At 72.0% G+C, this 12,406-nt stretch carries 13 protein-coding genes; 7 read left to right on the top strand and 6 right to left on the bottom strand.

Annotated elements, in window-relative coordinates; genetic code table 11:
* Position 1: 1 nt before the first annotated feature.
* From BUE29_RS10320 to BUE29_RS10310, 3 genes are all read right to left on the bottom strand, one after another.
* On the bottom strand, positions 2–1,051 hold the full coding sequence (locus tag BUE29_RS10320; protein WP_073389750.1) for an NADH:ubiquinone reductase (Na(+)-transporting) subunit F: 1,050 nt from the start codon (positions 1,049–1,051) through the stop codon (positions 2–4).
* A 69-nt stretch (positions 1,052–1,120) separates the two neighbouring features.
* Positions 1,121–2,773, bottom strand: a complete 1,653-nt coding sequence (locus tag BUE29_RS10315; RefSeq protein ID WP_143168119.1) for a ferritin family protein — start codon at positions 2,771–2,773, stop codon at positions 1,121–1,123.
* A gap of 91 nt (positions 2,774–2,864) precedes the next feature.
* Positions 2,865–3,098 (bottom strand): hypothetical protein, encoded by a 234-nt coding sequence (locus tag BUE29_RS10310; RefSeq protein ID WP_073391038.1) that lies wholly within the window; start codon positions 3,096–3,098, stop codon positions 2,865–2,867.
* Between the two features lie 171 nt (positions 3,099–3,269).
* On the opposite strand from BUE29_RS10310, the gene BUE29_RS10305 reads away from it, so the two are divergent.
* Positions 3,270–5,096 (top strand): sigma-54-dependent Fis family transcriptional regulator, encoded by a 1,827-nt coding sequence (locus tag BUE29_RS10305; protein WP_073389745.1) that lies wholly within the window; start codon positions 3,270–3,272, stop codon positions 5,094–5,096.
* Between the two features lie 6 nt (positions 5,097–5,102).
* Here the strand turns inward: BUE29_RS10305 and BUE29_RS22805 are convergent, their stop codons facing one another.
* Positions 5,103–5,324: a hypothetical protein gene (locus BUE29_RS22805; RefSeq protein WP_073389742.1), complete on the bottom strand. Its 222-nt coding sequence runs from the start codon at positions 5,322–5,324 to the stop codon at positions 5,103–5,105.
* Between the two features lie 78 nt (positions 5,325–5,402).
* Between BUE29_RS22805 and pip the strand changes: the two genes are divergently transcribed.
* Complete coding sequence (gene pip / locus BUE29_RS10295; protein ID WP_073389739.1) at positions 5,403–6,356, top strand: prolyl aminopeptidase; 954 nt, start codon at positions 5,403–5,405, stop codon at positions 6,354–6,356.
* A gap of 57 nt (positions 6,357–6,413) precedes the next feature.
* On the opposite strand, the gene BUE29_RS10290 is transcribed toward pip, so the two are convergent.
* Positions 6,414–7,889 carry an MFS transporter gene (locus BUE29_RS10290; RefSeq protein WP_200800145.1) on the bottom strand — a complete coding sequence of 492 codons (1,476 nt, stop codon included), beginning with the start codon at positions 7,887–7,889 and terminating at the stop codon, positions 6,414–6,416.
* Between the two features lie 43 nt (positions 7,890–7,932).
* Positions 7,933–9,282, bottom strand: coding sequence for a L,D-transpeptidase (locus BUE29_RS10285; protein WP_159440861.1), 1,350 nt, complete (start codon positions 9,280–9,282; stop codon positions 7,933–7,935).
* Positions 9,283–9,498: 216 nt separating this feature from the next.
* Between BUE29_RS10285 and BUE29_RS10280 the strand changes: the two genes are divergently transcribed.
* From BUE29_RS10280 to BUE29_RS10265, 5 genes are all read left to right on the top strand, one after another.
* A complete protein-coding gene (locus tag BUE29_RS10280; protein WP_073389733.1) occupies positions 9,499–10,002 on the top strand; it encodes an NADPH-dependent FMN reductase in 504 nt (167 codons plus the stop codon).
* On the top strand, positions 9,999–10,472 hold the full coding sequence (locus BUE29_RS10275) for a flavin reductase family protein (RefSeq protein WP_073389730.1): 474 nt from the start codon (positions 9,999–10,001) through the stop codon (positions 10,470–10,472). The genes BUE29_RS10280 and BUE29_RS10275 overlap by 4 nt, the downstream gene beginning before the upstream one ends.
* Entirely contained in the window at positions 10,469–11,347 is an 879-nt protein-coding gene (locus BUE29_RS10270) for a glutathione S-transferase C-terminal domain-containing protein (protein WP_073389727.1), read from the top strand. Before BUE29_RS10275 ends, BUE29_RS10270 begins: the two co-directional genes overlap by 4 nt.
* 422 nt (positions 11,348–11,769) lie before the next feature.
* Entirely contained in the window at positions 11,770–11,934 is a 165-nt protein-coding gene (locus BUE29_RS22480) for a hypothetical protein (protein WP_159440860.1), read from the top strand.
* 80 nt (positions 11,935–12,014) lie between these two features.
* Positions 12,015–12,395 carry a hypothetical protein gene (locus BUE29_RS10265; protein WP_073389724.1) on the top strand — a complete coding sequence of 127 codons (381 nt, stop codon included), beginning with the start codon at positions 12,015–12,017 and terminating at the stop codon, positions 12,393–12,395.
* The last annotated feature ends 11 nt before the right edge of the window (positions 12,396–12,406 follow it).

Raw genomic sequence — 12,406 nt, 5'->3', positions numbered from 1 at the left:
GCTACTCTCTCTCGGGGTCGCCGGTCGTCGTGAACTTGTCGTAGTAGATGTGCTTCTCGTCGGCGCCGAGCTTCGTCAGCGCCTCCATCGCGGCCTCCACCATCGGCGGCGGCCCGCAGACGTAGCAGTCCGTCAGCGCCAGGTCGGTCTCGTGCCGGCTCATCACGTCGGTGATCAGCCCGGTCTCGCCGTCCCAGTCGTCCGCGTCGTCCGGCTCCGACAGCGCGGGCACGAAGGTGAAGTTCCCCAGCTGCTCGGCCAGCCCGGTCAGCTCGTCCGTGAAGCAGAGGTCCCGCTTGCCACGCGCGCCGTAGTAGTAGGTCGCCTTGCGGGTGCTGCCGCGCTCGGCGAGGGAGCGCAGCACCGAGAGGATCGGCGCCATGCCGGCGCCACCGCCGACGAAGACCATGTCCGCGTCGCGGCCGTCGCGCAGCGTGAACACCCCGAACGGGCCGGTGATGTCGAGGACGTCGCCGACCGCGAGCTCGTCGGCCAGGTGCGACGAGAACCGGCCGCCGGGATAGATGCGGATCACGAACTCGAGCTCGGTGCCGCCGCCGGCCGGCGTGTTCGCCATCGAGAACGAGCGGGTGTCCTCGCTGCCGGGGATGGTGAAGTCGAAGTACTGGCCGGCGAAGAACGCCACCTTGTCCGGCTCGACGATCTTCAGTCTCAGGTGGCGCATGTCGTGCGTGACGGGGTCGTTGGCGACCACCTCGGCCCTGGCCCGCTGGATCGGATGGCCGGAGCGGATCATCTCCTCGTCGTAGTTCAGCAGCTCGATCGTCACGTCCTCGTAGACGTGCGCCCGGCACAGCAGCGTGAAGCCCTCCTCCTTCTCGAAGTCGGGGAGGGCGAACGTCGAGTACTTCTCGAGGTCGATGTCGTCGCCGTCGAGGACGAAGGACTTGCAGGCCGCACACTGGCCTTCCTTGCACCCGTGCATCAGCATGATGCCCTGCTCGGCCGCGCCGCGCAGGACGGTCTGCTCCTCGTCGACCTCGATCTCGATGCCGACGGGCTCGAAACGCACCGTGTGCTTGTTGTCCATCGATCCGTCCGGTTCCGGAGCGGGCGCGGGGCCCGGCGACGTGCGCCGGGCCCCGAACCCGTTCGTCGGTCAGTTGGCCGCCGGAGCCGGCCTGCCGGCCGGTCCCTGCTTGACGTAGTCGGCGTGGTACGCCTGCTGCTCGGCCGCGCTCATCTCGTTCAGCAGCACGTTCGGGCTCTGCAGCGGCGGGCACCGGCGCAGGTGGTCGAGCGTCCACATCTTCTTCGGGTCGAGGTCCAGATGCGGCTGCGCGACCAGCGTCTTGCCGTCGTCCCGCACGTAACCCATGTCGGAGACGACGTCGGCCCAGTTCCAGCCGTGGTAGAGCGTCTCCCACTCGCGCTTGCCGATGAGCTGGCCCATGTTCGGCGTCTCGCGCCCCTCGTACGTCGGCCGGAAGGCCACCGTGTCGGTCCAGCGGCACGCCTCGTGGCAGTAGGTGCGCATCTGCCCGTCGACCTCGGCCATGACCATGTCCTCGCGGACGAGGCACGGCACCATGCACGTCCAGCACCGGGCCGGGTACACGTAGTCGACGTCCTCGAGCGCGATCGGGTTGTGCCCGTTCGCGACCGAGAGGCGCGCGTAGTTCTCCCACCACGCGCCGTACTTGTCGTACCAGCCCGGGTACTTGTACTCGAACCACTCGAAGTCCTTGTCGGTCATCGGGTCGATCCGCCAGTAGTTGGCGAGCCACCCGGTGGCGAAGAACTGCGCGACCTCGTGGACGTAGCCCTTGTTCCAGATCTGGTTCCAGGACTCCTCGATCAGGTCGTGCGGGATCTCCAGGCCGTACTTCTCGAGGGGCACGAGGTAGCTGCGGTAGTAGTCGTCGTAGATCCAGCGGCGCCACATCTCCGCGTAGCTCTCGCGGTCCCTGCGCCGGTCCTTCGTGCCGTACTCGATGAACGTGCCGATCGCGGCGTCGACGACGCGGTGGTTGTTCCACCACGCGTACCGCAGGTCGCGGGCCAGGAGCTGGTGGTTGCTCTCGTCCGACAGCGCCATCAGCAGCGTCGCGTAGCCGTTGCTGATGTGGCGCGACTCGTCGGACTGCACCGAGTGGAAGACCGTGGGCAGCAGGTAGTCGCCGTTGGCGGCGGCCTCGGCCGGCATCGCGACGAACAGCGTGTTGGTGAACGCCGTCTCGGCGACGATCGTCAGGTAGATGCTCGCGGCGGTGATGGCGTCGCCGGTGATGAAGCCCTCGGCGAACTGCCGCCCGATCGTCCCGCAGTAGTCGTTCTGGAAATTGCGCAGACTCGAGTTGAATCCCGCCGGGTCGATGTAGTTGTTCATGTAGAGCCGCTTGAGGTTCTGCTGGATCGTCGAGTGCCGGACCTCGTCGATCATCTGGATGGCCTGGCCGTTGTGCAGCTCCGGGTTGGGCACGGTGTTGAACAGCAGCGGCATGGCGCGGGCGGCGGAGATCTCGGGCAGCGGGATGATCGACAAGAACAGCTTCTGCCACTCCAGCCAGCGCTCCTGCACCTGCCGGAACATGTTGCCGCGGATCGCGCCGTCGGACGCCCCGTAGACGCGGTGGTCCTTCTCCTCCTGCATCGGGAAGTAGGACCGCAGCACCTGCTTGAGCGGATCCTTCTTCTTCGCCTTCTGGAACGTGTAGTCGGTGCCGTACTGGGAGACCGGCGTGTGGTACAGCGGGTCCCAGGACAGCTCCTGGATCTTCTCGTGGGCTTTCGCCACGCTCTGACGACTCATCGCCACACTCCTCGACTAGGCCGGTGCGTCGTGTCCCATCTGACCCGGCGCGGCGGCCCTCCCAGGTCTCAGAACGAGACAGTCCCCCGCGTCAGCGGTCGGCCTCGAACACGACGTTGCGGATCTCGGCCAGGTGGTCGTGCACCCGGCGCATCACCTCGCGGTTGCCCTCGGCCCGCGGCTCGATGCCCAGCGCGACCAGCAGGGCCGCGGCGGGCGCGGCGGGGTCACCGGTCTCGCCGAGCGCCGGGTGCAACCCCTGCTCGGCGAGATGCGTGAACACGAGATGGACGACCGTCCACGGGTTGTACGACTCCCCGGCCACGTCCGTCGCGTCGTCCACGCACTTCGGTCTAATGCCGTCGTCGCGGTGCCGCGTTCTCAATTTGAGACCGCGGTTCGACCTGGCCGGTGAATGATGACGCGTGATCGGCGTACCGGCAGGCCCGCGCCGAACCGCGGCCTCGACCCTGCCGCGGACGTAGGAGGTAGGGCGATGGCGCCTACTGCGCCCGGCCACCAGCTCGTCCTGCCCGACGGCGTCGACGTGGCGGTGCACCGGCTGCGCTTCCTCACCGCCGAGCGGGCCGACCCCGACCGGGTCCGGCGGACGATCCTCGCGTCGTGGCACCGCTCCAAGGCCGCGCACGTGGCGGCCGACCGGGTGCAGCCGACGTTCCAGCGCGACCCCGACGTCGACTCCGTCCTGTCCCGCAGCGCCGAGCCCATCCTGCGCCGGCTGCACGACGAGCTCGCCGAGCAGCCGGTCAGCATCGTGCTCACCGACCCCTCCGGACTCGTGTTGAGCCGGCGCACCGGCGACGCCGCGCTCGAACGCCGCCTGGATCGCGTGCTGCTCGCTCCCGGTTTCAGCTACGCCGAGGAGTTCGTGGGGACGAACGGCATCGGCACCGCGCTCGAGGTCGGCTGCGCCACCGAGGTGTTCGGGCACGAGCACTACGCCGAGGACCTCGAGACCCTGGCGTGCGCGGGGGCGCCCGTCCACGACCCGATCAACGGCCGGCTGCTGGGCGTCGTCGACCTGACGTGCTGGCGCCGGGACGCCCAGTCGCTGCTGCTGGCGCTGGCCAAGAGCACCGCGGCACAGATCCAGCAGGCCCTGCTCACGGCGTCCGGGTCCACCGAGGTCGAGGTGCTGCAGGCCTACCGGCAGACCTGCCGTCGCACCACCGGCGTCGTCTTCGCGGTCACGAGCGACGCCGTGCTGCTCAACGCGCAGGCCCGCGCGGAGCTGGAGCCGGTCGACCAGAACGCGCTCGTCGGTCACGCCGTCGAGACGGCGGCGCAGCTGCGCCCGGGCCGACGGCGGTCGCTCGCCGTCACGCTGCCGACCGGCGCCGAGGCCCGGATGTTCTGCCAGCAGATCGGCGTGGGCGACGAGTCGGTCGGCATCGTCGTCCACGTCAAGCTCCGCGCCGCGGCGGCCGACGGGTCGGATCGCGCCGGCGGCGACCGGGCGATGCTGCTGCCCGGACTGGTGGGCGGCGCGGCGCTGTGGCAACGCGCCTGCCGCCAGGTCGAGAGCGCCGCGGCGGGTTGGCTCGTCGTCGAGGGGGAGGCCGGCGTCGGCAAGTCGGCGCTGCTGCGCGCCGTGCAGCTACGCGAGCACCCCGCGCGCCGCACGGTCTCGCTCGACGCGCGCGACGCGCGGCGCGACCGACGCTGGCTCGCCGGCGTGCGCAGCGCGACGGTCGACGCCGAACGCCTCGTGCTCGCGCACGTGGACGAGCTCGACGCGCCCGGCACGAGGGCGCTGGCCGCGGTGCTGCAGGACGTCAAGGACGCCCGGCCGGACCTCGTGGTCGCGGCGACCATGCACGTCGGTTCCGGCAGCGGCCGCGCCCTCGGCCAGCTGCTCGCCCTGTTCCCGACGACCGTCCGCGTCCCTGCCCTCCGGCTGCGGCTGGAGGACGTCCCCGCGCTCGTGTCGTTCTTCCTCGGCAAGCTGGGCAAGGGCGCGCGCATCAGCTGCTCCCCCGAGGCCATGCGCGTGCTGCTGCGCTCGACGTGGCCGGGCAACGTCGCCCAGCTGCAGCAGCTGCTGCACGACGTCGTGCAGCGACGCCGGTCCGGCGTGATCACGCTCGACGACCTGCCGCCGGAGATGCACTCCATCACCCGGCGGGTGCTCTCGACCCTCGAGTCGATCGAGCGCGACGCGATCATCGAGAGCCTCGCCGACGCCAAGGGCAACAAGCTGCAGGCCGCGCAGGCGCTGGGGATGTCCCGCGCGACCATCTACCGAAAGATCCGCGAGTTCGGCATCGTCAGCCCGTCCTACCGGCACACCGACCCGCGGTGACCGGCCTCAGCCCGCGGTGGCCGCCACCTGCACGCCGACCGCGGCGGCGGCGAGCACGCCGGCGACCAGCTGCACCCGTCCGGAGTTGACGATCAGCCAGCGCACGCGGCGGCGGGCGTGCGCGGGCACGAGGTGCAGGTCGACATGGGCGGCGGCGCGCACGTAGAGCCACTGCCCGGCGGCGAGCAGGGCCGCCAGCGCGAGCAGGGCGACGGCCGGGCGGGTCATGGGACCACCCTGCGACGCCGGCCGGCCCCCGCCGGTCTCATCGTGAGACCGCGCCCCGTAGGGGTAGCGTCGCCGGCCGTGACCGATCGTCGACACCCACCGATCGAGCCCTACGAGACCGGCAGACTGGACGTCGGCGACGGCCACCTCCTCTACTGGGAGCAGTGCGGCAACCCCGACGGCTTGCCGGCGGTCGTGCTGCACGGCGGCCCCGGCTCGGGCTGCTCGCCGGGCATGCGGCGGCACTTCGACCCGGCTCGCTACCGGGTGGTGCTCTTCGACCAGCGCAACGCCGGCCGCAGCACGCCGTGGGCCGGCGAGCCGACCGTCGACCTGTCGACTAACACCACGCCCCACCTCCTGCGCGACGTGGAGCGACTGCGCGAGCACCTCGGCATCGACCGGTGGCTGGTGTGGGGCGCCTCGTGGGGTGTGACGCTCGGGCTCGCCTACGCCGAGACCCATCCGGATCGCGTCACCGAGTTGGCGCTGGCGGCGATCACGAGCCCCGACCGCTGGCTGCTGCGCTGGATCACCCGGGACATGGGGCGGGTGTTCCCGCGGGAGTGGGAGCGGTTCCGCGACGGCGTGCCCGCCGCCGAACGCGACGGCGATCTCGCGGCGGCCTACAGCCGGCTGCTGCACGACCCCGACCCGGCGGTCCGGGCCGCGGCCGCGCAGCGCTGGTGCGACTGGGAGGACACCCACGTCTCGCTCGCCCCGGACGCCGCGCCGTCGCTGTCGGTGGCCGACCCCGCCTCCCAGCTCGCGTTCGCCCGCGTGGTCACGCACTACTGGGGCCACGGCTGCTTCCTCGAGGACGGTCGGCTGCTGCGCGACGCGCACCGGTTGGCCGACATCCCGGGAGTCATGGTCCACGGGCGCTACGACGTCAGCGGCCCGTTGGACGTCGCCTGGCAGCTGGCGAAGGTCTGGCCGGCGGCCGAGCTCGTGGTCGTCGACGACGCCGGCCACTCCGGCGGGCTCACGTCCGTGCTGGTGGACTACCTGGACCGGATCGCCCACCGCTGACGACGAGCCCGCGCCGCCGGCGGCGTGACCCGGGCCAGCGTCGGGTCGGTGACGCCGTCAGCCGCGTCGCGCCCGACGGACCTCGCCGACGGCGAGCAGCAGGGCGGCCGCGGCCATGACGACGGTCACGAGCAACGCGGCCGCGTAGGCGTGCCCGTAGTGCGCGGCCCGGGTGCGCTCCCCCGTCGCCTCGGTGCCGGCGAGCTGGCCGTAGAAGACCGCGGTGAGGACGGCCGCGCCGACGGCGGCCCCCACCCGTTGCGCGGTCTGCAGCATCCCGCCCGCGGTGGAGCCGCCGGAGACGTCGATCTCGGCGAGCGACAGCGACTGGTTGGGCGTGATGACGCCCCCGCCGCCCAGGCCGGCGAGGAAGAGCGTCGGCGCCATGAGCAGCGCGACCTCGGCGTTGCCCAGGTGGCCCGCCGCGGCGCGCGTCGTGAGCAGCGTCCCGACAATGCCGGCGAGGAAGAGCACGAGCGCGACCACCAGCACGCTACGGCCCCGGCCGGCGACGAGGCGGCCGGCGATCGGCGCGCCGACGGCGAGCCCGGCCGCGAACGCCGACGCGGTGAGGCCGGCCTGGAGGGCGGAGAAGCCGAGGCCGTCCTGCAGGAAGAGCGACAGGACGAGCGACGTCCCGAAGAAGCCGGCGAAGTACAGCAGCGCCAGTCCGAGGCCACCGGCGTAGGACCGCACCCGGAACAGCGACGTGTCGATCAGCGGGTGCCCGCGGCGGCGCCCCGGCCCCCGCTCCCACCACACGAAGGCCCCCACCACGACGAGCGCGGGCGCCAGCAGCGCCAGCCGGGCGGCGTTGCGGTCGGCGTCGTACTCGACCACCGGGTAGAGCACGCCGCCGAGGCCGAGTGCGAGCAGGGCCGCCCCCGGCAGGTCGAGCCGGCGTGGCTGCTCCGACACCCGGTCGCGCGGCAGCAGCCGCCACGCGAGCACGAAGGCCAGGACGCCGACCGGGACGTTGACGAGGAACGTCAGCCGCCAGCCGAACTCCACGCCACCGACGGCGATGATGAGCCCCCCGAGCACCGGCCCGACGGCCTGCGCCAGGCCGACGTTCAGACCCAGCAGCCCGAAGGCCCGGCCGCGCTCGGGCACGGGGAACATCTGCTGCACCAGGCCGGACACCTGGGGGTTGACCAGCCCGCCGGCCAGGCCCTGCAGGATGCGAGCCACGAGCAGGATCTGCGGGGTGGGCGCCAGGCCGGCCAGCAGGCTGGTCAGCACGAACCCGCCGATGCCGAGCAGCAGCATGCGGCGCCGGCCGCGGTCGTCTCCGAGCCGGCCGGCGATGATCGGCACCATGCCGAAGGCGAGCGCGTAGCCGGACACGACCCACTGCAGCTCGGCGGCGTCGGCCGAGAGCGACTGCCCGATCGACGGCAGCGCGACGTTGACGATCGTCGCGTCCAGCAGCGTCATGAACAGCGCCGAGATGCAGACGCCGAGCACGAACCAGCGGCGTGGATCGAGATCGGCCGGCGCGCCCGGGTCGGCGGAGGTCGGGGCGCGGCTCACTCCATCCAGTGTGCCGCGCCGGCCGACCGACCCGCGGGGCGGATCAGGTCAGCGCGCTGCCCTTGGCCCACGTCGACCACGGCACGGACCACTGGCCGCCCTGGTCGAAGCTGATCTCGGGGTTGCCCAGCCCCTTGGTCACCTTGACGACGTCGCCGACCCGCGAGTGGCTGTAGAACCACTTCGCGTCGGCGGTGCGCAGGTTGAGGCAGCCGTGGGAGACGTTCTGGTGGCCCTGCGCCCAGATCGTGGTGTTGAGCTCGTGCAGGTAGATGCCGTCGGTGCTGATCTTGGTGGAGTAGTAGATCTTCTCCGGCGGGTAGTAGTTCGGCGAGCTCTTCGGCACGCCGTAGCTGCCCGAGGTCATGATCGCCGGGTTCTCGTGGGTGATGACGGTGTAGGTGCCGTGCATCGTCCAGTAGTTGATCGCCGAGTTCGACGGCTCGTAGCCGCCCTTGCCCATCGACGTGAGCATCGTGCGCTCGAGCTTGCCGTCGAAGTAGACCTTGACGTTGTGCTTGGTCGGACTCGCGACCGACACCCGCTTCTGACCGATCGTGAAGTCGGTGGCGCGGTCGGCCTGGCCGTAGAGGCCCTCGCCGAGCTTCTTGCCGTAGACCTTCGCGGCGATCGAGACCTTGGTGCCGGTCGGGTAGTAGTGCTTCGGACGCCAGTAGACGTTCTGGTCGTCGTTCCAGTACCAACCGCCGGTGACCTTCGGCGTCGTCGAGACGCTCAGGGTCTTCTCGGCCGCCTTGCGGTTCACCGCCTCGTCGAAGTGGACCCGGGCGACCATGCCCACGCCGTACGTGGCGCCGCCGGAGATCCCGGTGCCGTAGATGTCGGTGATGCTCGGCATCGTGTAGTTGTCGGGGGCGACCGTGGCGATCGACGACTTCTTGGTGACCGCGACGCCGTCGGCGTTCTTGCCGGTCGCGGTGAGCTTGTAGGTCTTGTCGTAGCCCAGCACCTCGGCGCTGCGCCACGACGTGCGGTCGGCGGCGAGCTTGCCCTTGACCTGCTTGCCGGCCGGGTTCAGCAGCGAGACCTTGCTGAGCTCGCCGTGCGCGATCGAGACCGTGACCGGCTCGGCCGGGCTGATCGCGTTCTCGGCCGAGACCGGCGAGGCGGTGATGACCGCCGCTGCGGCGGCGGCGCTGGTGGCGGCGGAGCTGGACGGGGCGGCGGAGGTGGCACCGGGGGTGCCGGAGTCGCCGGTGGCCCGCGAGGGCCCGGCGTCGCCGGACGAGGCGGATCCGGACGTGCACGCGGCCAGCAACGTCGCCGCGAGCGCCGCGGCCAGGGTGGCGGCCAGCGCGACGGGCCGCCGTCCGCGGGCCGGGCGCCCCAGGGGTCGCTGTGCCGGTCGTCGCGCCGAAGCCGTTCGCTGCACCTGTGTCCTCCACCGATCGCGTCCGTTTAACACGGTCCCATGCCCTACGACGTAATGACGGTTGAAAGGGCCGTTCCGTTGCCAAGCCGCGCAAACCGTGACTGTTGCGTTATCCGGCACACCGCCCACCTGCGGCGTCCGCCGCGCCCGTCCGCCGCCGGGCGTGGCAGACTTACTAAATCTCCACAGGCATAGTAGAGAAAGCACGGTGGACGAATGGGCGTCACGGTCCTGGTCGGCAACCCGAAACCGCATTCGCGCACGTGGCAGGCGGCGCACCTCGTGGCCCGGGAGCTCACCGGCCGGCCGGCCGACGTCGACCTCGATCTCGCGTCCTTCGGCCCGGCCCTGCTGGACTGGGGCTCCGAGGCGGTCGCCGACGCCGTCGCCCGGGTCCAGGACAGCTCGCTGCTCGTGGTGGCCAGCCCGACGTACAAGGCCACGTACACCGGGTTGCTCAAGCTGTTCTGCGACCGCATCGGCGGCGGCGCCCTCGGCGGCCTCCCGGCGGTGCCGCTCATGCTGGGCGGGCACTGGAAGCACGCGCTCGCCGCCGAGGTCCATCTCAAGCCGCTGCTGGCCGAGCTCGGCGCCGCGACCCCGACGGCCGCGCTCTACCTGCTCGACTCGGAGTGGGACTCGGGCGACACGCTCGCGGCGTGGCTGCCCACCGCGCGCCGCGCCCTCGGCCTGGCCGGCCCCGCGCAGGACGCCTCGTGACCGCGACCGAGCTCGACCTGCGCCGCGTCTTCGGCGCCTACCCGACCGGCGTCGCGGCGCTGGCCGGGGTCGTCGACGGGGCCCCGGTGGGCATGGCGGCCAGCTCGTTCACCACCGTCTCGCTCGACCCGGCCCTGGTGTCGGTGTGCGTCGCCCACTCGTCGGCCACCTGGCCGGTGCTGCGGCGATCCGCCCGGCTCGGCATCAACGTGCTCGGCTCGGACCAGGAGTGGGTCAGCCGGCAGTTCGCGGCGAAGGGCGTCGATCGCTTCGCCGGCATCGGCCGGCGCGAGACCGACGACGGCTGCGTGCTGCTCGCCGGCGCGGCGGCCTGGTTCGACTGCTCGATCGCCCAGGAGGTCCGGGCCGGCGACCACGACATCGTGGTGTTCGCCGTCCACGACCTCGACATCGCCGAGGGCGTGCCGCCGCTGGTGTTCCACGCGAGCACCTATCGGAGCCTCGCGTGACCGCCACCCCGACCCGGCCCGCTGCGTCGGAGGCGGCCTCGGGGTCGCACCGCTTCGCCTCCCCCGTCGACGCCGCCCGCTGGGGTGAGTACCGCCGCCCGGCGGCACCGGCCCACGCGTTCGCGGGCCGCGTCACCGACGCCGTCCCCGGCCGCTACCACGTGTACGGCGGCTGGTCGTGCCCCGCGTCGCACCGGCTCGCCGTCATCCGAGCGTGGGCCGGTCTCGAGGACGTCGTCTCGATGTCCTACATCGACGAGCTGCGCGACGCCCGGGGCTGGGCGTTCCGCGAGGCGACCGGCCCCGATCCGGTCAACGGATTCACCCTGCTGCGCGAGGTCTACCTCGCCGCCGACCCCGGGTACGCGGGGATCGTCTCGGTGCCGGTCCTGTGGGACCGGGTGGAGGCGACGGTCCGCAGCACCTCGCCGGTGGGCATCGGCATCGATCTCGCGACGGCCTTCGCGGGCCTCGGCCGCACCGACCGCCCCTCGTTGCGCCCGGCCGCGCTCGTCCCGGCGATCGACGCGATGTCGCGCCGGGTCGCCACCGAGATCGAGCGGCAGGTGGGGTGCGCGGTCTACCGGCGCCAGGTCGCGGCGGACCTGCGGACGGCCCTCGCCGGCTTCGACCGACTGCTCGCCGACCGTCCCCATCTCGTCGGCGAGCACGTCACCGACGCCGACGTGCGGCTGTGGGTGCAGCTGGTGCGCTACGACGCCGGGCCCAACGCCCACAAGGCCGTCGGGCCACGACTCGACGCCTTCCCGCACCTGTGGGCGTGGGCGCGACGGCTCTACGCCCTCGCCCCGTTCCGGACCACCACCGATTTCACCCGGTTCAGCGCGCCGCTCGCCGATCTGCCCCCGTGGTGACGGCGACCGGGGCCGGAGTCGCCGGGACCGGTCCGGGTGTGGCGCCGATCACGGCCGGTGTCGTCGCAGGAAGGCCGGACCTTCGGCCTTGATCACCGGGCGTGCCCGGGTTCGGCCGGCATGCCCCGCGCGATCTCGTTCACACGGCACGCGATGTCCGACCGCCCGAAACCCGCCATACCCGGGCGAACGCCGCGCCAGCCGGGTCGGAAGATCCGCTTTTCGCGCCGTAAAACGAGGGGAACCCACGAAATCCGGCAAACTCGTCAGCTTGTCGCCGGGCGCGTGTCGGACGTGAAAATCTGGTTTGATAGGGGTACCAGCACCACACAGCGCGTCCCCACCGCGCTGCCGCATCATCCGCACACCTGCCAGGACGCTCCCCACCGCCCCGGCAGGCCGTCTCACCCCCGGAGACACCAATGTCCAAGCGCGACCGAGCCCTCGAACAGCTCACCTCGGAGTTCCCCGGCATCTCCGCCCGCGTCATCGTCGCCATGTTCCTCGGCTACCTGCAGCGCACCGACACCCTGGCCGACGCCGTCGCCGCCACCCGCGAGCGCATCCTGGACGCCTGCCTCGTCTGAGCGCGTCCGCCCCGACCCCGCCCGCGAGCCGGGCATCGCGGTCCTGGCCGGTGTCGGACCGCCTTCGTAGACTCGACGGGGTGAGACCGCAGGGGTTCGAGAACGTCGCCACGGTGCTGGTCGACCCCGCCGTGCTCGCCGACTTCGAGCTGGACCTCATGTCGCGGGACCTGCGGGTCTGGCTGGTGCACACCGCGCCCACCTTCCCCGATCCGCGCCGGCTGGCCTTCCAGATCCGGCGCACGCTGCTCGACCACAAGAACGGCGCCTGGGCCGTCGCCGAGGACTGGACCGTCGTCTGGGTCACCTTCGGCGAGAGCTGGCTCGACGGCGACGAGCCCCTTCCCTGGCCCGCCCACGCGGCCCTCTGGGACAAGCTGGCCGAATACGGCGGCCGGGTCCGGTACAACCTCGGACTCGGCGGCGTGCCGCGGCTGTCGGTGCCCCGCGGGCTCGACTGACCGTCCGGCGG

This window comes from Jatrophihabitans endophyticus (assembly GCF_900129455.1).
Classification (GTDB): Bacteria; Actinomycetota; Actinomycetes; order Mycobacteriales; family Jatrophihabitantaceae; genus Jatrophihabitans; species Jatrophihabitans endophyticus.
This window is presented reverse-complemented; position numbering and strand designations above follow the sequence as displayed.